Genomic DNA, 21,714 nt, shown 5'->3' with positions numbered 1-21,714 from the left:
CCCGCCGAGTTCCTGAGCCACAAGCCAGCCGGACTGAAGCGCCATCGATATCCCCTCGGCGATAATCGGATGCGACTCGCCAGCGACATTGCCGACGCGGAAGATGTCTGCTTCGTAGCCTGCGCGAATGCCCGGCCGGATCGGACCGGCGGCGAGCCACGGACCATCGAGACGGGCATCCGCCAGCGCGTCCCGCGCGCCCCGGCATGTCGCCATGATGTGACGCTCAACGGCTTCGGCCGCCGGGACATGGCCGCCGCGTTCGCGGGCAAGGCTGCCGCGCAGCCGGGCAAGCACGTCGCGCCTAATGCAGCACGAGATCGATAGGCGGCCACGGTCGGCGAGCACCATGCCGCCGTAGCCGCCGGGAAAAGTGAGCAGCGGCATCAGATCGGGCGGCAGCGCCGACCCGGTGAAATGTGCCTTGAACCCGAGCAGGTCCGAGGAGCGGCTTTGCTTCCCGAGCTGGCTCGGCAGCGGCCCCGGCTCCCACGAACCGTGTGCAGCGACGATTACCGATGCCCGCAGGGTCATCCCCTCCTCGCCGGGACTGCCGCTTGTAGCCTGGATCCGCACCGCCTGGCGGTCGCCATCCCTTTCGATGGCGACGGCACGGCAGGGCTGGAACACTTCCACGCCAGCCGAGCGGGCCGCGTCGAGCAGCAGCGTGTCCAGTATGTCGCGGCCAAGCGCGCGGCCGAAGCCGTTTCTTGCCGCGGGTCCGGATCGCGCGCCCGGCATCGGCGCCTCGATGCTGGCATTGCCGGAAAAGAGGCCGACCCGGCGTATTTCCGGACCGGCCTCGCCGCGCCAAGCATCGCCGATACCCAGCCGGTCAAGGAGCGCGAGGTTGCTTGCCGAGATGTATTCGCCGCATACCTTGCGGCGCGGAAACGCGCTCTTCTCCACGATCGCGACAGCCCATCCGCGCCGGGCGAGCGCCAGCGCCGCCGACGTGCCCGCCGGGCCGGCGCCGATGATGATCGCATCGTGGGTGGATGCGCGCTTCACGGCTTATCCCTGGGCGCATCCCCGACCTGGATCGCCGAGGCCCCGACAAAGACATGCGAGAAAGGCCCTGCGCGCCGTTCCTCGAGCGGGTTGCCGCCGGCGGCAGCCCAAAGATCGGAAAGCTCGTGGCCGCGAAAGCCGGCGCGGACGCTTTCAACCGCATCATGTCGCGTGACGTCGTTGACGCCAATTGCCGGCAGAATCCGGGCCGCGACCAGTGCAAAGCCCGCCCGCAGCGGTTCCGTCGCCAGGATGAGCGGCGCCTTGGGCCGCAATAGCGAGAACAGGCGAAGCAGTGCAGCATCGTTGAAATGATGCAGGAACAGGTTGACCGTGATCGCGTCGAAGGCCCTGCCATCCGCCCTCTCCGCCCAATCGAAGACATCTGCGGTGATGGTTTCGATCGTCCATCCCAGCCCGGCGAAATCCGCCGCGAGCTTCGGCGTGGCGAGGCCGATGCGATCGAGCATCGTCAGCTCCACCTGGCGCCAATCGCGTGCCATGCGCCTCGCCACCTTGAGCATGAAGGTGCCGTCACCGGCGCCGATCTCCAGGATGCGGCCCGGCGGCCTCGCCAAAAATTTCCGCATGAGCGAGGCCATGATCGGCGCCTGGAACATCAGCGCGTTGATGCGGGCGAGATCGCGGCGCGAGCGGATTGCCCGCGCATCGTCGGCCGCGAGCCCGTCCAGGATTTCCGGAACGAGGCTGCGTTCAGCGAGCGCACTCATGAAACGGTCCTGAACAGCATGGTCTCGGCCGTCAGCCCGGGCCCGAACGACATGCCGCAGCCGAGCAGCCCGCCCGGCTTCTTCAGCATCTTCTCCATCACGAACATGACGGTTGGCGACGACATGTTGCCATATTGGCGAAGCACCTCGCGCGAGGGCTCGAGCGCGGCGGGCTCGAGTTCAAACGCCCTTTCGACGGCGTCGACAATGCTGCGGCCGCCGGGATGCACAGCCCAGAGGTCGATCGCTTCCGGCGCCCGGCCTGCGAGGATCGCGTCCCGGTTGCTGCGCAGGGCTTCCTGGACAGCGGTCGGCACCTTGCCGGAAAGAACCATGTCGAAACCTTGGTCACGGATATCCCAGGTCATCAGCTCGCGCTGCTCGTTCGCGACGGCGCAGCGGAAGGAGTCGAGCTCGATGCCGGGCGGCTCGGCGGTGACGATGCTCGCCGCGCAGCCGTCGCCCCAGAGGCAGAAGCAGAGCAGCTTTTCCAGTTCGGTGGTTTCCCTGATGTGCAGTGTGCAGATCTCGATGTTGACCAGCAGTACCCTTGCCCCCGGATCGGAGCGTACGATGTGGCGTGCAAGCTTGAGGCCGTTGACCGCAGCGTAGCAGCCCATGAAACCGATCATCGTGCGTTCGACGCCGTCCGCAAGGCCGCAGCGCTGAACCAGGTCGAGGTCGATGCCGGGCGCGGAGAAACCCGTGCAGGTGGTGACGATGAGGTGTGTGATGCGCGAAGCCTCGTTGCCGAGATGCAGCCCGTCGACGCCCTTTTGTGCCAGCGTGGGTGCGGTCTCTGCGAACATAGCCATTCTGGCGGCCGTCCCGGGAAATGCCCCCCGCTTGAAGATCCCGCCGAGATCGACCGACGGCCCTTCGGGGTCGAGAGCCGGGGCAAAGCAGGAGAAGCGGTGGTCAATGCCGGCAAGCCCGGCCATGCGTTCGAATAGTTTCCTGCGGTCGCTGCAGAGCATGGAGGCCGCGTAGCGCAGGTAGAACTGGTGGACTTCATGCTCCGGAACCGCCGTCGCGATCCGGTTGATGTAGGCGTTAGCGGACATGTACTGTCTCCCTGGGCCTCGGCGCGGTGCGCGCTGTTGCCGGAGGGGTTCCTTGCTCATGAGCGCGCTTTGGCAGGCGCCAAGCGCTGACCGTTGCCTGTTCGATAAACGTTTCGGAAAACCTGATTCTTCCCCTGGCGTATGATCCCGAAACTAAAAGATTTGAAGGGGATGATAGGCAAATCAAAGTGTTACAGCCTTTTCCGTGCCCTAGCAGCAGGCAAGGATTTCGGGTCGATCACTTGCTGCCCTGCACCGTTCCGGGCACGATCAAGGCTCCCTGATCGCGCTCTGAATATCTGAAGCCGATAAAGAACAAGGCGATGATGATGAGGCCGACCGCCAGCACGATGGCGAGGGTCCTTCCCGGGTTTTCGGCAGGGGGCCTATCTAGCATGGTGGTTCGCCTCGCATATCAACCTGGCGAGGGCGGGAAGGGTTCCCAGGCGGGTAGAACGCTCGCCCGGTCCGACATTGACGGTATCGGCAAGGAAGCGGGAAGCGCACCCCCGGGCGAAGAGCGACTACTGGCGATAGCTGCAAATTGCATCAATCGAATTGTGAGAAAATTAATCAGCGCTTTCTAATATTGTTGGTCACCCGGCAACGAATTCCGGTAACGGACCCATGACCAAGAACCTCGGCAACGCCAAGCCCAACGCCCCTGCGGGCGAGATAAGATCCTCGCCATTCGGCAGGATAGCGCCGGCGCTGTTCCCGCTGGCAGTCGTGGCGCTGGGCTACCTCGTGGGCAAGCAGTTCTTCGGTTTCTGATGCTGGGCAAATGTTCTGTGGAGGCGGGCCGGAGCCTCGCGCGGGCCTGTGGTCGTATTCGGCCGTTTGCGCCCCTCCCACTGCTTTGGTCCTAGGGCCTAGGTCGTTCTTGCCCTTGCATTAGTACAAGCGCATGTTCGAAGTAGCCGGCAGGCTCGCAAACTCCGGTCAGGCCCGGCCGCCGAACCCAAAACACCCCCCCAGGCTGCCGGGCCGCCGGCGCGCCTTGCAAGCAAGCCCTCCACACCACCGATCGGTCCGCAACCAGCGCTGCTGCCGCGGTGGACCTGCACGCGCTCACAATCGCTCCAAAGCGCTCGAGAGGCGTATCGTTGCGCGGATCGGGCGCCGCTTCGAAGTCGAATTCTACCTAGGGTGTCCTTCAAGCTTTCAGTGTCTGGATTTTATCCATTTTGAACGGCCCTTACCGGAAATCTGTATTTTCGACATCAAGTGTGCTCGTGCCTTGCAACTATTCTGCTGCTGAGGATAATAAGCGGTTGCTTGCGGCGACCCTTCGTGCGTTAAATCGTATTGCTGTTCGAGGATGCAATTCTTAGGGCGACGAGCTGGAGCTGCACATGGTGGCAGGCGAACCAGACAGTGTCCGCGTAAAATTCATCAACGGCCAATGGCTGGTGCGCGTCGTCGAAGGCGGCCGGCTGGCCCATCAGCTGTTCAACATCCACGCGGAAGCCGAAGCCTTCGCCGAGGAGGAACGCCACCGGCTGGGCCTGCCGGGCGAGCCGCCGGCCGCGGAGCCGGCCGAGCCAAAGCGGCGCGGCGGGCGCAGACGCTGAGCGCCCGATATCCTCAATTTCGTGTGGCTTGCCATCGCCTCACCGGCAACCAGTTTGCGCTCCGCGGAAAATGCGGGAACAATCGGCGGGACGGGGAAGTGCTGCCGATGTGCAATCTTTACAACATCACCACCAGCCAGGAAGCGATCCGCCAGTGGACGCGAGCGCTGCGCGACATTTCGGGCAATCTCGAACCTTCGGTCGACATCTATCCGAACCAGCCGGCGCCGGTGGTGCGCAATGCCGCCGACGGCAGCCGCGAGCTCGCCCGGCTGCGCTGGGGCATGCCGACGCCGCAAGAACGCGTGCGCGGCAATGCCGATCCCGGCACGACCAACATCCGCAACCCGCAATATGCCCACTGGCTGCCTTATCTCGGCGTCGAGAACCGCTGCCTGGTGCCGGTGACGAGCTTTGCCGAACCCTCGCCAAAGCCCGGCGACAAGGATCCTGAAACCGGCGTGCAGAAGAATTTCTGGTTCGCGCTCGGCGAGGACCGCCCGCTGTTCTTCTTCGCCGGGATGTGGACGCCCTGGCATGGCGTGCGCAAGGTGAAGGAAGGTCCGGGCGACCACGAGCTCTACGGCTTCCTGACGACCAGGCCGAACGCGTTGATCGCGCCGATCCACGAGAAGGCGATGCCGGTGATCCTGACCACCGAGGCGGAAACCGAGCTGTGGCTGACAGCGCCGTGGTCGGAGGCGAAGACGCTGCAGCGGCCGGCGCCGGACGACGCGCTGGTGATCGTGGACAAGCCGGCGACGCAGATCAAGTTTCCGGCGGAACCGCCGGCGCAGGGGTCGTTGTTTTAGCTCCTCGCCTTCTGCAGCACCCAGATATAACCCCTGGGCGGGTGATCCTGGTCGATGAACTGGGTCTTGACCTCAGTGTCCTTGCCGCCGCAGCGCTTGCAGCGGAAGCGGATGGTTTCGAGCGGCTTGTTCCAGCCGACCACCTTGGCCACGTCGTTCGCCTTGAAGCGGCCGGCGTGGTAGCAGTGGCGGCATTCGACTATGAGCAGCATGTTGGCCTTGACCGCCCGGCCGACGAAGCCGGCGGAAACGGATGCCGGATGTGAAGTGAGCTGTGGTGGCGGCTAGTTCACGCGCCAGAGGAAATAAGGCCAGTCCGGCGTGTCGAAGGGCAAGGGGGTCCAGCGCGGCGACTGCATCGCCCGGTCGCTGACCACTAGGCCACCCGGTGCCATCAACGCATCGATGAGCGCCGCCAGCCAGCCGGCCTGGGCGGTGTCGCGGGCGCGGTCCTCACTGCCGAAATCGGCATGGGCCAAGGCTGCGGGCGCGCAGCCGGACAAGGCGGACAGCGTTTCGCGGAAATCGCCCAGCACAAGGTCGGCGCCGGCCGGCGCCGCATCAGCCGGGGCGTGCAGGTCGCGGTCGAAGGCGATGATCCGGCGGTCCGGGAACAGCTTGCGCAGATGGCTGTAGGTGCGGCCCTTGCCCAGGCCGATCTCCAGCACCGGGCCGGGCAAGTCCCGGGTCTCCTCCGCCGCCCGCTCCAGCGCCCGGCGCTGGGTGGTGAGGCGGGCGATCATGCGGTCGAGGCGGCTGTCCATGGGCGCTCCGGGCAGGCTCGATGGTGTCGAGGGCCGCCACTGTAGCTTCGGCCAGGGACACCGTCGATCCCGAACGCGGTAAAACCAGGTCTCAGAAATAGCTCGCGTGTTGAGTGACAGCTGCTACCCCCTCGCCTTCTGCAGCACCCAGATATAACCCTTGGGCGGGTGATCCTGGTCGATGAACTGGGTCTTGACCTCAGTGTCCTTGCGGCCGCAGCGCTTGCAGCGGAAGCGGATGGTTTCGAGCGGCTTGTTCCAGCCGACCACCTTGGCCACGTCGTTCGCCTTGAAGCGGCCGGCGTGGTAGCAGTGGCGGCATTCGACTATGAGCAGCATGTTGGCCTTGGCCGCCCGGCCGACGCTGTCCATGGGTCCGGCCATTTCTCATGTCCGGTCTGAATAATCCTCAGGCAGCGGCAGCAGGCCGAGCCAGGCGGCGCGGAAATCGAGGTCCCTGCCCGCCACCGCGCCCATCATCTCATGCAGCCTCTCCACCAACCCGTTGAGCCGCCAGTACATTTCGCCGTTGGTCTTGAGATTGAGCTGCGCCGCCAGCACGGTCTGGCGCAGTTCCAACGCATCGCGAATGATCGCCTCCGCGTCCGACCGGAACAATCTGTCATAGCGGCTTCTCCGTCTGCCCAACGCGGCTCTCCGTGATCCTGAGCAACCGCCCCATCTGCTGACAAAATAGGAACCCGTTCCTCGCTGAGTCAATTCGTCGTTGACAATTTTGTTCCCTTTTTGTTCACATGCTAGTGGGAACCTGCGGAGCACCCGAGATGGATCACATCGTCAGGCTCGACAGCCGCGCGGAAGCGGCGCTTCAGGCAATCGCCGAGCGGTTCATCGCCCGCCACAAGGGCGACCCGGTGAAGGCGCTGAAGGAGATGATCGTGTTCAACGGCCATCTCCAGCAACGGCTCGACGCGCTCCAGGCTTCAAGGCTTCGTCAACGAGACGCGTCGGGACGGCGCGGCTGAGGCATGCTGCCCCGTCAGGCGGCCCGCAGTCCTTCCTTCGGACGCAGGTTCTGGTTCATGCGGAACAGGTTCTGCGGATCGTAGCGCTGCTTGATCTCGAGCAACCGGCGATAATTGCCGCCATAGGCCGCTTCGACACGGTCGATCTCATCCTCCGGCATGAAGTTCACATAGGCCGTTCCGGCAGCATGAGGCTTTGATGCTTCATAGATGTCTCGAGCCCATTCGATGCAGGCCTTGTCCATGGCCGGTTCGCGCCAGCGGGCGTGAACGTTCATGACGAAATGCGAGCTCCGCTGCGGAAACGCCGTCGCATCCGCCGGGACGCGGCCAGCGACGCCGCCGACATGGCCGAAGAATATCTCGCATTCGGGACCCGGAAGCCTGGATATCGCGGTCGTGGTGATCTCGATCGCGCTGTCGGAAAGCTCGGTGAAGTCATGGCTCTTCCAATAGTTGCGGGCGCCAGGCGCGAGCAGCGGATCGAAGGCCTGCTGCCAGCCCGTGAACGGATTGGGACCGACGACGTCGGCGATCGGCGTGCCGATGGCGCGGAGCTTTTGCGTCGCCTTTTCGCCAGCCTCGATATCGCCGCAATAGCACATGGCCAGCACCAGCACTTCCTTGCCGTGCCATTCGGCCGGCAGGAAGGGCAGCGGCGGCGCCTGCCGCATGACCACCCAGCAGGTCAGTTCGTCGGGAGCGGTTTCGAGCGCGGCGCGGTATTCCCGAAGCACCTTCCCGGCATCGGCGAAGGGATGGACCACAAGGCCCGACAGCACTTGCGGCCCGAACCGGTGAAGTTTGAACTCGAACCCCGTGACGACGCCGAAATTGCCGCCGCCGCCGCGCAGCGCCCAGAACAGGTCCGCGTTCTCGGTCTCGCTGGCGCGCAGCAGCTTGCCGTGCGCGGTCACCACGTCGGCCGAAACGAGATTGTCGATGGTCAGCCCGTATTTACGGGTGATCCAGCCGAAGCCGCCGCCCAGCGTCAGGCCGGCAATACCGGTGGTCGAGTTGATGCCGGTCGGCAGCGCCAGTCCGAAGGCCTGTGTTTCCCGGTCGACATCGACAAGCGTGGCGCCGGGTCCGACCCAGGCGCGCCGCGCCGCGACATCGACCCGCACAGACTTCATCATGGAGAGATCGATGACGAGGCCGCCCTCGCAGATGGCGCTGCCGGCAATGTTGTGACCGCCGCCGCGCACGGAGACGAGAAGTCCGTTCTCACGGGCGAAATTCACCGCGGCAACGACATCGGAGGCGCCGACGCAGCACGCGATCAGCCCGGGCCGCCGGTCGATCATGTCATTCCAGATGCTGCGCGCGCCGTCGTAGCCGGCGTCACCCTCCCGCAGCACCGTGCCGCGTATTTGCGTCGAAAGCGTTTCCAGGGCGGCGGCATCGACTGTGGTCTTGCCGCCCTCAAGGGCAGTGAAGCTCATGGCATTCATGAATTCCTCCCGTTCTTGTTGATGAGCCCCCTCCGCCCGAATTTTAGTGTGCGCTCATGTTCGGCATCCCGCAAGTTATCGCGGGCAGCGAGCCGGCCGTGCGGGCCTTGCTCAACAAACGATTGGCAAGAACGGCACGCGCGTTGCCAGCAATCTTGACGGGCAGGAATAACAGGCTCTCAATCAAGAGAGATTATCGCTGCGGATATAGGGGAACGCCGCATGAAACGCATGTTGTTTGCCTGTTCGATATCGTCTGTGCTGCTATTGTCAGCGAACCGGGCGTTTGCGTTCAATTTCGGTTTCGTCAGAGTGCCGGACTGGATGGATCCTTATATCGGCGTGCTCGTTGCCGTCACCCTCTTCTTCTGGCTCGGACTGGCGGCGACAAAGCCGAGCGGCGTGCCGTTCAAGCAGGTGCGGTATGTGAAGATTTCGCCCATAGCGAATTTCTTCTACCTCGGCATCGCCTTCTTCTTCACCATCATGATGATTATGCTGTTCGCCGGCATGGGCCTGAGGCGATACGCTGAGTGGACCGGCGCAGCGTAGAGAGAGAGAGCGAAACGGGACAGATCGAAGCTCTTTCGCGCCCCCTTCTGTCCTGCTGGAGATCTCCCCCTCAAGGGCCCTCAAGGGGGAGATTGGCAGCTTCGGCGCCGTGCTCCTATGCCTTCACCCGCTTCAGCGCCTGCGCCATGCAGTGAATGCCGCCGCCGGTCTTGGAGATCTCGCTCATGTCGACGGCCGCCACCTCGAAGCCGCGTGCCTTCAGCTTTTCGATCAGCGTCTTGCTCGAGGTCGGGGCGATCACCCTGTCCTTGCCTAGCGACATGAAGTTGCAGCCGAGCGCCATCGTATCCTGGAAGGGCACGTCGATGATCTCGTGGCCCTTGCCCTTCAGCCAGTCGACGATGCCGGGCTCGGTGCAGGCAAGGCAGACGGCGGTGAGCTTTTCGGCGATCGGCACCACCATCAGGTCTATGTGCACGTAGTATTCGTCGATGAAGGCGATGCGCGTCTCCCAGCCTTCCTTGTCGAACCAGGCCTGCACCTGGCGCGCTCCCTCCTCCTGCGTGCGGGCGCCGCCGCAGCCGATCAGCACCACGCCTTCCTCGATGACGTTGAAGTCGCCGCCCTCGAAGGTGCCGGCGGTCACCATGTCGTAGATCGGGATGCCGAGCTTCTCATAGGTGCGGATGGCGGCGTAGTTCTCGCCGCGCCGCCACCAGTTGGCCATTGCGGTGATGAACGCGCCGTAGGGCGTCATGACGCTGGAGTCGCGCGAATAGACCTGCATCGGCAGTTCCGGCGTCGGCTCGTGCCAGTGGATGGTGACGCCGAAATGCTCGTAAGCGGCGACGAGGTCCTTGTGCTGCGCCTGGGCGATCTGGATGTTGCAGGGCGCCTCGCGCAGATGCTTTCTGGACAGCGAACTGGTCGAAAGATGGCGAAGGAAATTGGGCGAGCCGAGCAGCACGTCGGTCAGAACGTCGGTCTCGTTGGCGAAGCCCCAGGCAGTAAGCGGCTTGGTGCCGCCATTGGGATTGCGGCGCTGCAGCGAGAACGGCTCGGCGACGATGCGGTCATGGACGGTCATGGTGTTCTCCTCGTGGGTCGGTCTGCCTGAGATGATTGGCTGCTCGGTATCCACGAGTCGCGCCCGCGCGCGGTGTGGACATATTCCGGCCAGCGGAAGTTTATCGGCGGCTCGTAGTCACAAAGCGGCGCGATCCAGTTCGAGCCGCCGGCGCCGCCGCCGGTTCGCCTGACGAATTCGTCCATGGCCGCATCGCGCGCTGCCTTGTCTTCCAGTAGGCGAAGCGCGGTGAGCGCGACGGTCTTGGAGGCGCAGGTGACCATCGGGTCGATGGTGGCCGCAATGCCGCCCAACGCATTCATCACCCAAGCGGGATAGGCGTGGCCGTTGGCCGAACGCAGCGCCGGGCGGGCGACGTAGAAGCGCGATGTCGGCGCGTGCCAGCTCATGTCGGTATAGTCGTCCGAGGTCGAGTTCACCTGCGAGGGCGGCAGGTCGCGCCGCAGGACCGCCTCGGCCTCCAGCGGCGTGATAAGGCGCTCCAGCTCGTCGATGAACGGATTCTCGGTCGCCTCGCCGCCAGCATTGACCTGGACCTCGCGGGCGATCGCCCGAGCCTCTTCGTTCCACTGTGGCGGACCGACGGTAGAGAGCGCTTCATAGGTCATGCGGGCCATGGCGTGGTTGGCCAGTCCCGGGCGCGACTTCGACACCCAGTGGCGTTCGTAGCGGCAGCCGCTCATCTTCGCCGCCGCTTCCGCGTTTCGGTCGAGCACGGCGGTCACCTGCTCGGCCATGGCGATGGTCGGCACGCGGATCATGTACTGGATCTCGGCAAGGCCGGCCGGCAGATTGTCGGCGGTCGCCTGGCCCGCGGTCAGGATCGCCTCGCTAATCGACCAGCCGCCCTGGTGCGTCAGCATGGAATCGCGCAGCGCCTTGGAAGCCATGTACATCATCATCAGCGCGTCGTTGGCACCTGGCGCCCTGACCGCGGAATGCGCCTGCGGGATCGGGGCGCCGTCGCTTGCGCGGCCCCAATTCTGAGGCTCGTCGCAAATGAAGCGGTAGATCATCGAATAGGCCGCGCCGCAATGCGTGTCCCAGCGCGCGGTGTTGCAGAGCGGCAGCATGTAGAAGGGATGAAAGGAGATCATGCCCGCAAGGCCGTCATAATAGCCCTTGGCGGCATGGATCGGCTTCGAGCCCCTCACCTTCTCTGCCGGCTCGCCAGTGAAGCGCAGCGTGCCTTGAATGCCATGCTGCTGCATCGCGGCCTTGGCGGCGAGCAGCCCGCCGAGGCTGCCAATGCCGAGGCCCGAGTGCGGATCGGTATGGCCACCCGCCTCGACGCTGAGCCCCGCCCGCGGTTGCTTGACCGTCGCGGCATCCTGGCAGTTGCCGGGCACGGCGTCGTATTCGGCATACATGCCGATCGTCGGTCCGTCGCCATTCGTCCAATGCGCGCAGAAGGCGGTCGGCATGCCGCCCGAGCCCTCTTCCACCGAAAAGCCTTCACGCTTCAGCCGGTCGACATACCAGGCTGCGGACTGGTACTCGCGCCAGGCGGTCTCGCCGAGGTCGAAGATGGTGCGCGTCCAGGCCGACAAGAGCGGCTGGATGCCGTCGATGCAGGCCAGTGCCGTTTCCTGCGCTGATGTCGTCACCGGTTTCTCCATGCCGCAAAGAAAGCAGTGAAGCGGCTCTTCAAAAAGTGATATGTTTTCCCGGCTCGTGCAAATTCGGTTCACCTGAGGCCTCTTGCGCATACCTTCCACGCAGGCGCTTCGCGCCCTCGACAGTTTTGCTCGTCACGGCAGCGTGTGGCGCGCGGCCGATGAACTCCACCTCACCCGCAGCGCCGTCTCGCATCAGCTGAGGCTGCTCGAACGCGACCTCGGCTTCGATCTCTTGCAGCGCATCGGCAAGGGCGTGGCGCTGACGCCGCGCGGCCAGCGCTACGCCGCCGATGTCAGGAAGGCGCTGACCGTGCTCGGCGACGCGGGGACGCAGAACAGCGGCGCCGGCGTCGGCGGCTCCTTCGGCATCTCCTGTCCGCCGGGCTTCGCCTCGATGTTCCTGTGCACCCATATCGGCGAGTTCCAGCAGATGTATCCGGACGTCGCGCTGTCGGTGCTGACGCCGCGGCGGCTCGACGACGTCAGCAATCCGGAGGCGGACGCCTTCATCGCCTTCGGCGTCGGCAACTGGCCGAACCGCGCGGTGGAGCTGCTTTGCGAGGTCTCCTTCACCCCGCTCTGCAGCCCGACGTTGCTCAACAAGGTGGGCGGCTTTTCCAAGCCCGCCGACGTGCTGCGCGCCAACCTGCTGCATCTCAGCGATACCGAGGACTGGGCGCGCTGGCTGGCGCTGTCGAAGGTGGAGAATCCCGACACCGAAGGCGGCATCTTCTTTTCCGACATGAACCTTGTCTTCTCGGCGGCAATCGCCGGCCAGGGCATCGCCATGGGAGACGAGCTGACCGGCCGCCGGGCGCTGAGCGAGGGCCGGCTGGTCAAGCCGTTCGAAGCGACGGTACCCTCGCCGCGCTCCTACTATCTGGTCTTCGAGCATGCCAAGGCGGGCCACCCGGTACTCAATGCCTTCAGCGACTGGCTGCGGGCGAAGCTTTTGGAAAGCAGGCTGGCGAAGTATTGAAGGCGGGGACGCCGGCACGCCTTAGGATGTCCCTCGGAGCGCCAACCGTCCGGTCGTCATCCCCGGGCTTGACCCGAGGATCCATTCCGTGGCGATCGCGAAAGGCACGCTTGATCAGAATTTTGCACCGTTGCAGCTCCCAGAGGTCACAGCATGGCAACCAGGGTCTGCGCGCGTCGCTTCGCTCCTTGCTCCGCCCTGAAATGACGACGGCATGAACGCTTTCGCCAATCGCGAAGGTTGGCGAGCCCGCCGAACGCCCAAGTTTGGGAGACGCTCCCGCCACCTGCCCATCCGTGAATCAAATTTGCCGAACAGACGAAAACTATTCGGTTGCGGTGAACGCGCGCCATGCCTACGATTTGAAACAAGCGTGAGGACGAAGGCAGGATGCAGCAACCCGGCCGGGCCGCAGAGATCAAGGCGAACGGGATAGGCAAGAGCTTCGGCTCGTTCCGGGCGCTGGACAATCTCACGCTCGATATCGGCCGCGGCGAGTTCCTGACGCTGCTTGGGCCATCCGGTTCCGGCAAGACCACCTTCCTGATGATCTTGGCCGGCTTCGTGCAGCCGAGCGAGGGCAAGCTTTTCAGCGACGGCACCGACATTACCGACCGGCCGGCCGAACAGCGCGCCGCCGGCATGGTATTCCAGGGCTATGCTTTGTTCCCGCATATGAGCGTGGAACAGAACATCGCCTTTCCGCTCAAGGTGCGCAAGAAGTCCGCTTCCGAGATCAAAAGCCGTGTCGGCGAGATGATCGAGCGCGTCGGTCTCAAAGGCCACGAGAAGAAATTGCCGGCGCAGCTTTCCGGCGGCCAGCAGCAGCGCGTGGCGCTCGCCCGCGCCCTGGTGTTCGAGCCGGGCGTGCTGCTTCTCGACGAGCCGTTCTCGGCGCTGGACAAGAGCCTGCGCGGCCAGATGCAGGCCGAGATGAAGCGGCTGCACCAGGAGACCGGCACCACCTTTGTCTTCGTCACTCACGACCAGAGCGAGGCGCTGGCGCTTTCCTCGCGCGTCGCCATCTTCAATCACGGCAAGCTCTTGCAGGTCGGCAGGCCGGACGAGGTCTACGACCGGCCGGCCAGCCGCTTCGTCGCCGAGTTCCTGGGCGAGATCAACATGCTGCCGGTGAAGGGCGTCAAGCCCGCCGATAATGGCGCCACCGGTGTCTGCGAGGACCGGGCGGTCAACATGCGCTGCAAAGCAGAAAAGGTCCGCGGCGACGCTATCCTGGCAATCCGGCCGGAACACATGTCGATCGCGCCGGAGGCAGCGGCCGGCGAAAACGGCATCGCCGCCACTGCTGTCGCTTCGACCTATCTGGGTGCGGCGACCAAGCTCGACCTGACCACGCGCCAGGGTGCGAAGGTCACCGTCTCGGTGCCGAACGAGGTGGCGGCGGCAGCGTTGAGCAAGGGCAATTCCGTCTGGCTGACCTGGCCGGCGGAAAAGGGCTTCCTCCTGCCGGACGGAGGACAATGAGCGCCGAAGCGGCGTGAATTCGCCGCGTCGGTTTCCGGATCAGATCAATTAAAACAAGGGGAACTGACATGAACGAGACCAAGAAACAGACCATCGACTCCCTCGCAGAGAGGGCAAAACGCGGCGAGATCTCGCGCCGGCAATTCGCGCAGCTTGCAGGCCTCGTGCTCGCCGGCACGCCGATGCTGCTGCGCTCGACCCATGCTCAAGCCGAGACCAAGGGGCTGGTCCTGGTGAATTGGGGCGGCGACGCCATCACCGCTTACGACGCCGCCTACGGCCAGGCCTTCACCAAGGATACCGGCATCCCGGTGAAGATGGACGGCTCGGGCCCGACCGAGGGCGCGATCGCCGCGCAGTTCAAGAGCGGCGCGCCGACCTGGGACCTGGTCGACGTCGATCCGTTCTCGGCCATTACGCTGGGCGGCCAGGGCATGCTCGAGCCGATCGACTACAAGATCGTCGATAAGAGCAAGATGCGGCCGGGCTTCGGCTGGGAATTTGCCGCGTCGACCTATTTCTTCTCCTACGTGATCGCCTACGACTCGCAGAAGTTCGGCTCCAATGCACCGACCGGCATGGCCGACTTTTTCGACGTGAAGAAATTCCCCGGCAAGCGCTCGCTCTACAAATGGGGTGTGTCGAGCTGGGAAGCCGCCCTGCTCGCCGACGGCGTGGCACCCGCCTCGCTCTATCCGCTCGACCTCAAGCGAGCGCATGACAAGATCGCCGCCTTCAAGGAAAACGTCGTCTCCTATTGGGGCGGCGGCGCCGAAAGCCAGAGCGTGCTGCTCAACGGCGAGGCTTCCATGGCGATCGTCTGGTCGACGCGCGCCTCGCTGATCGAGCAGGACTCGGGCGGCCAGATCAAGTTCATCTGGGACCAGGGCCTGATCTCGCCCGGCGCGCTCGCGGTTCTGAAGAACAACCCCGGCGGCAAGGAAGCTGCGATGAAGTTCATCGCCAGCACGCAGGATCCGCAGAAGGAACTGGTGATGTTCGAGAAGCTCGGCCAGGGCCCGGCCAACCCGGCGGCCGACGCGCTGATCCCGGCCGACAAGAAGCGCATCAACCCGGTCGATCCGGAAAACATGAAGAAGCAGATCCCGCTCGACATGGAGTGGTACGCCAAGAACTACGGCGCGGCGCTCGACGAATACACCAAGATCATCTCGGCTTGAGCGGGCGGAGATGCTGAACTGACATGAGGGGCACCCTCTCCGACAGGACGGGCGCGGCGCTGTTGATGGCGCCGCTGCTCCTGTTCCTGGTCCTTGCTTATGCCTGGCCTTTCCTCGGCGTGGTGAAGTGGAGCTTCACCTTGCCGACGCCGGGACTCGGCCAATATGGCGCGCTGGTCAGCGATCCGCTGGTGCAGTCGGTATTCGTCCGCACGTTGCGCATCGCGGCGATCGTCACCATCGTTTCCGTCACCGCCGCCTATGCGATCACGGTCGTCTGGGTGCGCGGCAGCCCGGTGCAGCGCGTGCTTGCGGAATTCTGCATCCTGGTGCCGTTCTGGATCTCGGTGCTGACGCGCGCCTTCGGCTGGGTGGCGCTGTTGTCCAACCGCGGGCTCATCAACACCTGGCTGCAATCGATCGGCTTCATCTCCGAGCCGCTGACGCTCGTGCGCAACGAGTTCGGCGTCATCGTCGGCATGTCGCATTTCCTCATCCCCTTCGCGGTGTTTCCGCTGGCTTCGGCCATGCGCAGCCTCGACGAGCGCGTGCTGCTCGCGGCGCGCGGGCTTGGCTCCAGCCGCATGCGCACCTTCTGGACGGTGTTCGTGCCGATGACGCGCTCGGGCATTATCGGCTCGGCGATGATCACTTTCGTCTTCTCGCTGGGCTTCTTCGTCACGCCGGCGATCCTCGGCGGCGGCCGCAGCGTGATGATCGCCGAACTCATCTATCTTCGCATCTTCCAGAGCCCGGACTGGGGGCTGGGCGCGGCAATAAGCGTCGTGCTGGTGGTGTTCGTCGGCGCGCTGATGGCGCTCTTGTTCCGCTACGTCAAACCGAAGCAATTGGTGTAGCAAGATGCCCACCTACCGCCCCGGTCCCGTCTCGCTCATCCTCGCCGTCCTGGTGGCGCTGTTTCTGCTTATGCCATTGCTCGCCGTCATCCCGGTGTCGCTGACGCCGAGCCGCATGTTGACCATGCCGACCGGCGAACTGTCGCTGCGCCACTACCGTTCGCTGATCGAGGATCCGCGCTGGCTGGAGTCCATCCTGCTCTCGATCCGCATCGGTGTGGTCAGCAGCGCGATTTCCACGGCGCTCGCGCTCACCTTCAGTCTCGGCGTGTGGATGTTCCAGCCGCGCTTCACCGCCGCCCTGGTCGGCTTCGTGCTTTTGCCGATGGTGGTGCCGCCGGTGGTTTCGGCGGTGACGCTGTATTTCCTGCTCACCTCGGTCTCCGGCATCTCATCCTTCTTCGGTTACGACACCTGGCTGGGTGTCGCGATGGCGCACGCGGTGATGACGGTGCCCTTCGCCACCGTTCTGATCCTGGTCTCGCTCAGCCAGCTCGATCGGCGCATCGACCTCGCGGCACGAGGCCTGGGCGCCAGCGTGTGGGAGCGCGCGACGCGCGTCATCATGCCCAACATCAAGTTCGGCATCGTCACCGCGGCGCTCCTCTCCTTCGTGCTCTCCTGGGAAGAGATCGGCGTGACGCTGTTCATCACCTCGGTGAACGCCATCACGCTGCCGCGCCTGATGTGGATGGGACTGCGCGACAACATCGATCCGGCGATCGCAGCCCTTTCGGTGATCCTGATCATCATCACCGTGCTGGTGCTCGCCGTGCGCAGCATGATTGCGCGCCGGCAAGCCGCACCGTAAATCCGCGGCTTTGTCCCCAAAACGAAAGAGGCCCGCCGGGAGCGGCGAGCCTCTGACGGTGCCAAAGTGGAAGTCTGGCCCGTGGTGATCCGGGGGTGTGGATCGCGTAAAGTCTAGCCACCCGAAGTCCGGCGCGCGATTTACAAATCCGTAAACTTCGCCCCACCTGAGCGAGCGGCGGAGGCAGAAAAGAGACGTAATATCATCGCCTTGCGAGCATCCGCGACCGCGCCGGCGCAGCATCCTTCAATCAAAAGTGATGGGAAGAGCGCGAGAAGTCGAGCCCGATCGGCGACGACGGCCAGCCCGTGACGACATGACGAAATCCGGCCGCTACCGGTTTCCCCGGCAGCAGCATTCTGGCCAGGATCGCGTCCCGGCGAATGAAGTGATCATAAAGTGCCGCCAGGGCAGGTATGCCGGCCGGCGCATTGCCATCCTGTTTGCATCGCGCCTTCAGAGGGCGCGCCGCGCAGGCGAAGCAGGCGAAGGCTGCTCGCCCTCGCCTGCGGTCGGAGCCGTTCAAGCGGCCTGCGGCGGCCGCATTCTTTCGACAAGAGCCTGCCGGGCCGGGCCGGCGAGCGGCCTGTCCATGGTCAGCAGCCCGTCGAGCAGAACGAGGAGCTCACGCGCCGCGGACGACTTGCAGGAATAATAGACCATCTGGCGGTCGCGGCGGGTGTCGACCAGGCCAAACCTGCGCAGTTTGGCCAGATGCTGGGAGAGTGCGGACTGGCTGAGTTCAACCTTGTCGGCGAGCGCGCCGACAGACAATTCGCCCTCGGCCAGGTAATTCATGATGAGCAAACGCTTCTCGTTGCCCATTACCGCAAGAAAGGCTGCCGCGCTTTCTGCGTTGGCGGTAAGTTTCTTGGTCACCATCGGTTTCCCCATGTTCATGCTCTTCCGAGGCCACGGGGGCAATGGCTTCGGAATTCCAGAGCATTTGATGGGCCTGCTCCGACACGCAGTCGGAACCTGCCCTGCTTCTTTGTTCGACCAAAACCCTCCGTAACCCGGTTGCCACCACGTCGGGATCTTGGTCTCGGACAGCCTGCGCCGCGTTGTTGCGCGACGCAAGTTGGCGCAGACTCGGAATAATTCCGCGCCGCTAATGAGTATCAGCGCTTCGTACTTTCAGCAAGATAGCGAAGCTGGCCCCATCTCCGGCATGCCGTCGAGCAGACAACGAGACGAAAACCTGACCGGCCGGGCGCCGCGAAAGACGCATGTTGTCGCCGTTTCCTTGAGGACTCACCCCGTTTCCGAACCCGTGCTAATGTTTAGCCGGGGAGCAAGGGGGACATGAGCTGGAGGAAGAAGCCCGTGTCCAACATGTCGCGAAACACATTCACGCCCGCCGAGACGGCGCTGTTGGGGCGTGTCTTCGAGAGCGGCCGCATCGATGGAGAAACCGAAGAGCAGAAGGAGGCGCGCGCCTCCCGCATCATCGCCAATTACATGGCCGGCATCACCGATGAGACGGAACTCATCGAACTGTCCCGCAAGCCGCTCGGAAGATAGCCGGCAGCCACGCCCGTTACCGGCGCGCTGCTCACATCCTGTTGAAATATCGGGATGAAACTTGCCGCGCGGTGGCGCGTTTATCATCCGCTCACAACGCATTAGGGGTTTCGCGATGATCCAGGGATGGTTTTCCAGGCCGGTCGAAGTCGCCGTCGGCGTGGCAGGCTCGATCCGACACATTTCCAACGCCCAGCAGGCTGTGGAGCTGCTGACGGGCCAATGGCGCGACGCCGGCAGCGCGCAGCATGGCGCGGCGCTGCGCGCCTGCCGCCGGGCAATGAGCGGCGACGTTCCGGCCGACAATGCCAGGGAAGTCTTCATCAGCGCAGCGCGCGAAGCGCATGTGCTGGTCGAATAGTGCCAAGGCGGCATCCTGTCTTCTGTAGAAGAGCGACACGACGCGCGAATTGACCGGACGCTTCCGCGCCGGCCGAAACCGCTGCCTGACGCGTTCATCCGCCTGTCGGCTCCGATCTCGCCGCGGACGACAGCGCGGCCAGTGACGTTGTCACATGTTTTTGCGCGGCGCGCCGGCGCAATGAATCCGCTACGTGAGCAACTCCGGCCGGCCCATCGCTAATCTCTAAAATTTTCCGGAACATTATCGGCAGTGTTTGGTTAATGCGCGGGTCCGCCGATCATCCGGGGCCCGCATCCCAACAGGCGCCTGCCGGCGCCGTTGCTTATCAAAAGACCAACATATGAACGGAGCATGTGATGAACGACGTCTGGTTTTCCGAGCCGGTCGTGATCGATTTCGAACCAAGCGGACATCGCAAGGTCTCAAGCTGCTTCGAGGCAGTCGAATGCCTCGACCTGCGCTGGCCAAGGCGGGCGCGCGACCGCGCCTGGCGGTCGGCAAGCCGCGTCTGCCGCGACGCGCTCGACGGCTTGAGAAGTCCTACCGAAGCCCGCAAAACCCTGCGCAAGGCAGCGAAGGCCGCCGGCCTGCTGGCCCGAAGCGTGTCGCGATCCCGTGCGGAAAAATCCGCCACCCGGATCGTCTCGAATTACCGCTAAGGACTTGCTCCCGGCGGCCCGTAAGCCAGAAACTTCGGAACATTGCAGCCGCCGACCTGTTACTTCTCCGTAGTCTCCTGACTACACGGGTTCCAGACCCAAGCCGAGCCCGTTCCGGCTTCCCATCGCCGGGGCGGGCTTGATTTTGTGCGGTATTGGTTGCGCGGCATCCCAGCGAGTGAGGGGCAGCGACCGACGCATACTTTTCAGCACGCCCTTGCGGACATCCTGACGGGGATACATGAAAACGCCGGCCGCTGGACTTTCGGGGCGCCTGTTGTTCAGGCCGTATCATTTCAACGAGCCGGCCGCCGGCGCTCAATGCGAAGCGAGAGGCATGGTGAACGGGCGGCTAATATCCACAGGATGCGGCCGATTTGGAAAGAAGATCAGCCAAACCCGCCGAGCACCTCCGGGAATTGTACGGCCATCGCGCCCTCTTCCGCTTGCCTTGCGTAGATCTGGTGCATTTTCGCCGCGTCGTAACGCGCGCGGCGGCGATGCACGTCGTTACCGAAGAGACCGCCGACGGCATCGAAGCGGCGGAGGAAGCGTTTCGTTATCCCGCGCTCGAACGGCAGCCGCTGCCGGAAGGGCTTATTCCAAGGCGTATCCTCTGCCAGATCGCGCCAGATCTTGAGGGCTTCAAGCTCGACTCCAATCTGGCTGCCCCAAGGCTTGCCGCCCGCGAAATGCCGTGCATAGGCCTGAGAAAACCGATAATCCCGGGCGCCGTTCGACATCAGATTCCAGTTCGGGTGCATCGTCTGCCATTTGCCCTCGAAGGCGACATTAAGCGCGTTCTGGTCGTTCATTTGTCGATGGATCGCGGTCCGGCGCGTCCGTTCCAGGAGGCCTTCCACGCGCACCGCATCCATGTCGAAGACCACCACGCCGGAATTGAAGTATGGCGCGCCCGGCTGCATCCTGAAGGTTCTGCGATACGACGGCCGGAAGTACATGTAGTCGTCGTGCGCCGCCAGCAGCGGCGCTTCGAGCTCCTGGCAGGCCAGGTCGTTGATGTCACGATTGAACAGGACATCACAATCGGTGTAGGCGATCCGACCATAACCGTCGAATTGCGGTAGCAGGTCCGCGAACAGGCGGACATAGGCGGCGATGCTGTAGGTACCGAAGCGGAAGCCAACGCGTTCCATGAAGTCGGACACGTCGAGCAACGCTACTCTGTCGCCAAGCAACCGCCTCGCGACTTGGATATCGCTCTCATCAGCCTTCACGTGGAGAATGAAGCCATCGATTGGCGCGGAAACATCCAGTATCCGGCGCGCTGCCAGGCATGCATAGGGAAAATACTTGCTATCCGCGGCCAAGAAGTAGCATGGGCGCTGCAAGCCTACCTCCGTAATATCGAGCTTCGTACCAAGGGCCTTTCAAGATCGACCGTGAATATCCGGCTGAGCCGCCGAATGTTTATCCCAGCCGCACTACACTGAGGCGATGCCTGCCACAAAATGCCTGCCGATGAAAGCCTCGATGGGACCGGTGAGCGCGCCGGCTTCCTTTTTGATCTTTTCGTCGTCCCATTCCCACCACCGGATTGCCAGCAACTTCGAAATTACATCCTCAGAGAAACGATATCTGATCAGTCGGGCCGGAGAGCCCCCAACGATCGCATAAGGCGCCACGTCCTTGGTGACCACGGCCCCGGTGCCGACCACTGCGCCGTCGCCGATCGTCACACCTGGCAATATTATGGCGCCGTGACCAATCCAAACATCATTGCCAATCGTGACGCCGCTCGGTCTGCCGCCATTTCGGACGGGATCTGATTGCTTCAGCATCCGGCTGTGGATCGGAAATGTCGTGGCGCGATCGGTCAAATGCTGGCCGGAGCACATGAAAAGCACGTCACCCGCGATCGAGCAGAAAGCCCCGACCGTCAGCGGGGCCTCCTTCGAGGGAAAAAAGACCTTCCGTCGTGACAAGCCATAAGTGTGGCGTCCCACGGTCACGTGTTCCGGCAGCTTCGACCGAGCGTTCCTCAACCAGGTGGACAATACGGACATTCTGAAGCCCCGCCTCCAGCACCATAGCGACATAGCCGCAGATGGGCCCAATCCACAAGCTCAGGAATTTCCCAAAGTCGGGCGAGTGGTCTTCAGTTTGAGACTAGATTGCCGAAGACTTTGATCGCCGCATTTTTCCTCTGTTGGTGTTGTGTTTGCGGTGGATTGGGGCCGCGAGTGTTGCTAGTGGAGCGAACCGCCCCTTCGACTTA

At 63.8% G+C, this 21,714-nt stretch carries 28 protein-coding genes; 13 read left to right on the top strand and 15 right to left on the bottom strand.

What is annotated here, in order from left to right:
• The 4 genes from A9K66_RS28910 to A9K66_RS30620 all read right to left on the bottom strand — a co-directional run.
• Window positions 1-1,011 (bottom strand): NAD(P)/FAD-dependent oxidoreductase (locus tag A9K66_RS28910; RefSeq protein WP_067330716.1); only part of this gene is annotated, 1,011 nt, incomplete at its 3' end.
• The gene (locus tag A9K66_RS28905; protein ID WP_067330713.1) at window positions 1,008-1,742 is read right to left on the bottom strand and encodes a methyltransferase domain-containing protein; all 735 of its coding nucleotides are present in this window, start codon (window positions 1,740-1,742) and stop codon (window positions 1,008-1,010) included. The genes A9K66_RS28910 and A9K66_RS28905, both read right to left, overlap by 4 nt.
• A complete protein-coding gene (locus tag A9K66_RS28900; RefSeq protein ID WP_067330710.1) occupies window positions 1,739-2,806 on the bottom strand; it encodes a type III polyketide synthase in 1,068 nt (355 codons plus the stop codon). The genes A9K66_RS28905 and A9K66_RS28900 overlap by 4 nt, the downstream gene beginning before the upstream one ends.
• A 238-nt stretch (window positions 2,807-3,044) precedes the next feature.
• Window positions 3,045-3,203, bottom strand: a complete 159-nt coding sequence (locus A9K66_RS30620; RefSeq protein ID WP_156751168.1) for a hypothetical protein — start codon at window positions 3,201-3,203, stop codon at window positions 3,045-3,047.
• Between the two features lie 230 nt (window positions 3,204-3,433).
• Here A9K66_RS30620 and A9K66_RS30910 point away from each other — a divergent pair, with 230 nt between their 5' ends.
• The 3 genes from A9K66_RS30910 to A9K66_RS28890 all read left to right on the top strand — a co-directional run bounded on the left by A9K66_RS30910 (window position 3,434) and on the right by A9K66_RS28890 (window position 5,192).
• Window positions 3,434-3,580: a hypothetical protein gene (locus A9K66_RS30910; protein ID WP_082954140.1), complete on the top strand. Its 147-nt coding sequence runs from the start codon at window positions 3,434-3,436 to the stop codon at window positions 3,578-3,580.
• 581 nt (window positions 3,581-4,161) lie between these two features.
• A complete protein-coding gene (locus tag A9K66_RS28895; RefSeq protein ID WP_066999287.1) occupies window positions 4,162-4,380 on the top strand; it encodes a hypothetical protein in 219 nt (72 codons plus the stop codon).
• A 107-nt stretch (window positions 4,381-4,487) separates the two neighbouring features.
• Complete coding sequence (locus tag A9K66_RS28890) at window positions 4,488-5,192, top strand: SOS response-associated peptidase (protein ID WP_067330790.1); 705 nt, start codon at window positions 4,488-4,490, stop codon at window positions 5,190-5,192.
• Here the strand turns inward: A9K66_RS28890 and A9K66_RS28885 are convergent.
• The 4 genes from A9K66_RS28885 to A9K66_RS28870 form a co-directional block, all read right to left on the bottom strand.
• Window positions 5,189-5,404 (bottom strand): hypothetical protein, encoded by a 216-nt coding sequence (locus A9K66_RS28885; RefSeq protein ID WP_067330707.1) that lies wholly within the window; start codon window positions 5,402-5,404, stop codon window positions 5,189-5,191. The genes A9K66_RS28890 and A9K66_RS28885 overlap by 4 nt on opposite strands.
• A 72-nt stretch (window positions 5,405-5,476) precedes the next feature.
• Complete coding sequence (locus A9K66_RS28880) at window positions 5,477-5,956, bottom strand: class I SAM-dependent methyltransferase (RefSeq protein WP_067330704.1); 480 nt, start codon at window positions 5,954-5,956, stop codon at window positions 5,477-5,479.
• Between the two features lie 123 nt (window positions 5,957-6,079).
• Entirely contained in the window at window positions 6,080-6,340 is a 261-nt protein-coding gene (locus tag A9K66_RS28875; RefSeq protein ID WP_127334995.1) for a hypothetical protein, read from the bottom strand.
• A 3-nt stretch (window positions 6,341-6,343) separates the two neighbouring features.
• Window positions 6,344-6,604 (bottom strand): hypothetical protein, encoded by a 261-nt coding sequence (locus A9K66_RS28870; protein ID WP_127246657.1) that lies wholly within the window; start codon window positions 6,602-6,604, stop codon window positions 6,344-6,346.
• Between the two features lie 137 nt (window positions 6,605-6,741).
• Here A9K66_RS28870 and A9K66_RS28865 point away from each other — a divergent pair, with 137 nt between their 5' ends.
• Window positions 6,742-6,942: a hypothetical protein gene (locus tag A9K66_RS28865; RefSeq protein WP_067330694.1), complete on the top strand. Its 201-nt coding sequence runs from the start codon at window positions 6,742-6,744 to the stop codon at window positions 6,940-6,942.
• Window positions 6,943-6,956: 14 nt separating this feature from the next.
• On the opposite strand, the gene A9K66_RS28860 is transcribed toward A9K66_RS28865, so the two are convergent.
• On the bottom strand, window positions 6,957-8,396 hold the full coding sequence (locus A9K66_RS28860) for an FAD-binding oxidoreductase (RefSeq protein ID WP_067330690.1): 1,440 nt from the start codon (window positions 8,394-8,396) through the stop codon (window positions 6,957-6,959).
• Window positions 8,397-8,618: 222 nt separating this feature from the next.
• Between A9K66_RS28860 and A9K66_RS28855 the strand changes: the two genes are divergently transcribed.
• Window positions 8,619-8,948: a hypothetical protein gene (locus tag A9K66_RS28855; protein WP_127246655.1), complete on the top strand. Its 330-nt coding sequence runs from the start codon at window positions 8,619-8,621 to the stop codon at window positions 8,946-8,948.
• Window positions 8,949-9,063: 115 nt separating this feature from the next.
• On the opposite strand, the gene A9K66_RS28850 is transcribed toward A9K66_RS28855, so the two are convergent.
• Both A9K66_RS28850 and A9K66_RS28845 read right to left on the bottom strand, forming a co-directional pair.
• The gene (locus tag A9K66_RS28850) at window positions 9,064-9,996 is read right to left on the bottom strand and encodes a dimethylarginine dimethylaminohydrolase family protein (RefSeq protein WP_067330684.1); all 933 of its coding nucleotides are present in this window, start codon (window positions 9,994-9,996) and stop codon (window positions 9,064-9,066) included.
• A complete protein-coding gene (locus A9K66_RS28845) occupies window positions 9,993-11,615 on the bottom strand; it encodes a peptidase M20 (protein WP_067330681.1) in 1,623 nt (540 codons plus the stop codon). The genes A9K66_RS28850 and A9K66_RS28845 overlap by 4 nt, the downstream gene beginning before the upstream one ends.
• A gap of 82 nt (window positions 11,616-11,697) precedes the next feature.
• Here A9K66_RS28845 and A9K66_RS28840 point away from each other — a divergent pair, with 82 nt between their 5' ends.
• The 5 genes from A9K66_RS28840 to A9K66_RS28820 all read left to right on the top strand — a co-directional run bounded on the left by A9K66_RS28840 (window position 11,698) and on the right by A9K66_RS28820 (window position 16,928).
• Window positions 11,698-12,594: a LysR substrate-binding domain-containing protein gene (locus tag A9K66_RS28840; RefSeq protein ID WP_066999260.1), complete on the top strand. Its 897-nt coding sequence runs from the start codon at window positions 11,698-11,700 to the stop codon at window positions 12,592-12,594.
• A gap of 390 nt (window positions 12,595-12,984) precedes the next feature.
• A complete protein-coding gene (locus tag A9K66_RS28835; protein ID WP_067330678.1) occupies window positions 12,985-14,079 on the top strand; it encodes an ABC transporter ATP-binding protein in 1,095 nt (364 codons plus the stop codon).
• Window positions 14,080-14,147: 68 nt separating this feature from the next.
• A complete protein-coding gene (locus A9K66_RS28830) occupies window positions 14,148-15,260 on the top strand; it encodes an ABC transporter substrate-binding protein (protein WP_066999254.1) in 1,113 nt (370 codons plus the stop codon).
• A gap of 23 nt (window positions 15,261-15,283) precedes the next feature.
• On the top strand, window positions 15,284-16,117 hold the full coding sequence (locus tag A9K66_RS28825) for an ABC transporter permease (RefSeq protein ID WP_067330676.1): 834 nt from the start codon (window positions 15,284-15,286) through the stop codon (window positions 16,115-16,117).
• 4 nt (window positions 16,118-16,121) lie between these two features.
• Window positions 16,122-16,928, top strand: a complete 807-nt coding sequence (locus A9K66_RS28820; protein WP_067330673.1) for an ABC transporter permease — start codon at window positions 16,122-16,124, stop codon at window positions 16,926-16,928.
• Between the two features lie 250 nt (window positions 16,929-17,178).
• On the opposite strand, the gene A9K66_RS28815 is transcribed toward A9K66_RS28820, so the two are convergent.
• Both A9K66_RS28815 and A9K66_RS28810 read right to left on the bottom strand, forming a co-directional pair.
• Window positions 17,179-17,454, bottom strand: coding sequence for a hypothetical protein (locus A9K66_RS28815; RefSeq protein ID WP_067330670.1), 276 nt, complete (start codon window positions 17,452-17,454; stop codon window positions 17,179-17,181).
• Window positions 17,451-17,810 carry a metalloregulator ArsR/SmtB family transcription factor gene (locus A9K66_RS28810; protein ID WP_066999308.1) on the bottom strand — a complete coding sequence of 120 codons (360 nt, stop codon included), beginning with the start codon at window positions 17,808-17,810 and terminating at the stop codon, window positions 17,451-17,453. The genes A9K66_RS28815 and A9K66_RS28810 overlap by 4 nt, the downstream gene beginning before the upstream one ends.
• Window positions 17,811-18,233: 423 nt before the next feature.
• On the opposite strand from A9K66_RS28810, the gene A9K66_RS28805 reads away from it, so the two are divergent.
• The 3 genes from A9K66_RS28805 (at window position 18,234) to A9K66_RS28795 (ending at window position 19,475) form a co-directional block, all read left to right on the top strand.
• Window positions 18,234-18,452, top strand: a complete 219-nt coding sequence (locus A9K66_RS28805; protein ID WP_245299680.1) for a hypothetical protein — start codon at window positions 18,234-18,236, stop codon at window positions 18,450-18,452.
• 115 nt (window positions 18,453-18,567) lie between these two features.
• Window positions 18,568-18,813, top strand: coding sequence for a DUF982 domain-containing protein (locus A9K66_RS28800; RefSeq protein ID WP_067330667.1), 246 nt, complete (start codon window positions 18,568-18,570; stop codon window positions 18,811-18,813).
• Between the two features lie 359 nt (window positions 18,814-19,172).
• Window positions 19,173-19,475 (top strand): DUF982 domain-containing protein, encoded by a 303-nt coding sequence (locus A9K66_RS28795; protein ID WP_067330665.1) that lies wholly within the window; start codon window positions 19,173-19,175, stop codon window positions 19,473-19,475.
• A 389-nt stretch (window positions 19,476-19,864) separates the two neighbouring features.
• Here the strand turns inward: A9K66_RS28795 and A9K66_RS28790 are convergent, their stop codons facing one another.
• Both A9K66_RS28790 and A9K66_RS31665 read right to left on the bottom strand, forming a co-directional pair.
• Window positions 19,865-20,827 carry a glycosyltransferase gene (locus A9K66_RS28790; protein WP_156751167.1) on the bottom strand — a complete coding sequence of 321 codons (963 nt, stop codon included), beginning with the start codon at window positions 20,825-20,827 and terminating at the stop codon, window positions 19,865-19,867.
• Between the two features lie 93 nt (window positions 20,828-20,920).
• Window positions 20,921-21,502, bottom strand: a complete 582-nt coding sequence (locus A9K66_RS31665) for a CatB-related O-acetyltransferase (protein WP_067330659.1) — start codon at window positions 21,500-21,502, stop codon at window positions 20,921-20,923.
• Window positions 21,503-21,714: the final 212 nt, after the last annotated feature.

Origin of the sequence: Mesorhizobium sp. AA23, from assembly GCF_001672435.1 — a bacterium.
Taxonomy (GTDB): Bacteria; Pseudomonadota; Alphaproteobacteria; order Rhizobiales; family Rhizobiaceae; genus Mesorhizobium.
This window is presented reverse-complemented; position numbering and strand designations above follow the sequence as displayed.

Coding starts and splice junctions, on each gene's coding strand:
- A9K66_RS28895 (WP_066999287.1), top strand. CDS start 4,162: ATGGTGGCAGGCGAACCAGACAGTGTCCGCGTAAAATTCATCAACGGC.
- A9K66_RS28820 (WP_067330673.1), top strand. CDS start 16,122: ATGCCCACCTACCGCCCCGGTCCCGTCTCGCTCATCCTCGCCGTCCTG.
- A9K66_RS28845 (WP_067330681.1), bottom strand. CDS start 11,615: ATGGAGAAACCGGTGACGACATCAGCGCAGGAAACGGCACTGGCCTGC.
- A9K66_RS28865 (WP_067330694.1), top strand. CDS start 6,742: ATGGATCACATCGTCAGGCTCGACAGCCGCGCGGAAGCGGCGCTTCAG.
- A9K66_RS28890 (WP_067330790.1), top strand. CDS start 4,488: ATGTGCAATCTTTACAACATCACCACCAGCCAGGAAGCGATCCGCCAG.
- A9K66_RS28855 (WP_127246655.1), top strand. CDS start 8,619: ATGAAACGCATGTTGTTTGCCTGTTCGATATCGTCTGTGCTGCTATTG.
- A9K66_RS30620 (WP_156751168.1), bottom strand. CDS start 3,203: ATGCTAGATAGGCCCCCTGCCGAAAACCCGGGAAGGACCCTCGCCATC.
- A9K66_RS28805 (WP_245299680.1), top strand. CDS start 18,234: ATGAGCTGGAGGAAGAAGCCCGTGTCCAACATGTCGCGAAACACATTC.
- A9K66_RS28850 (WP_067330684.1), bottom strand. CDS start 9,996: ATGACCGTCCATGACCGCATCGTCGCCGAGCCGTTCTCGCTGCAGCGC.
- A9K66_RS28900 (WP_067330710.1), bottom strand. CDS start 2,806: ATGTCCGCTAACGCCTACATCAACCGGATCGCGACGGCGGTTCCGGAG.
- A9K66_RS28795 (WP_067330665.1), top strand. CDS start 19,173: ATGAACGACGTCTGGTTTTCCGAGCCGGTCGTGATCGATTTCGAACCA.
- A9K66_RS31665 (WP_067330659.1), bottom strand. CDS start 21,502: ATGTCCGTATTGTCCACCTGGTTGAGGAACGCTCGGTCGAAGCTGCCG.
- A9K66_RS28830 (WP_066999254.1), top strand. CDS start 14,148: ATGAACGAGACCAAGAAACAGACCATCGACTCCCTCGCAGAGAGGGCA.
- A9K66_RS28905 (WP_067330713.1), bottom strand. CDS start 1,742: ATGAGTGCGCTCGCTGAACGCAGCCTCGTTCCGGAAATCCTGGACGGG.
- A9K66_RS28800 (WP_067330667.1), top strand. CDS start 18,568: ATGATCCAGGGATGGTTTTCCAGGCCGGTCGAAGTCGCCGTCGGCGTG.
- A9K66_RS28880 (WP_067330704.1), bottom strand. CDS start 5,956: ATGGACAGCCGCCTCGACCGCATGATCGCCCGCCTCACCACCCAGCGC.
- A9K66_RS28885 (WP_067330707.1), bottom strand. CDS start 5,404: ATGCTGCTCATAGTCGAATGCCGCCACTGCTACCACGCCGGCCGCTTC.
- A9K66_RS28860 (WP_067330690.1), bottom strand. CDS start 8,396: ATGAATGCCATGAGCTTCACTGCCCTTGAGGGCGGCAAGACCACAGTC.
- A9K66_RS28810 (WP_066999308.1), bottom strand. CDS start 17,810: ATGGTGACCAAGAAACTTACCGCCAACGCAGAAAGCGCGGCAGCCTTT.
- A9K66_RS28875 (WP_127334995.1), bottom strand. CDS start 6,340: ATGGCCGGACCCATGGACAGCGTCGGCCGGGCGGCCAAGGCCAACATG.
- A9K66_RS28825 (WP_067330676.1), top strand. CDS start 15,284: ATGAGGGGCACCCTCTCCGACAGGACGGGCGCGGCGCTGTTGATGGCG.
- A9K66_RS30910 (WP_082954140.1), top strand. CDS start 3,434: ATGACCAAGAACCTCGGCAACGCCAAGCCCAACGCCCCTGCGGGCGAG.
- A9K66_RS28835 (WP_067330678.1), top strand. CDS start 12,985: ATGCAGCAACCCGGCCGGGCCGCAGAGATCAAGGCGAACGGGATAGGC.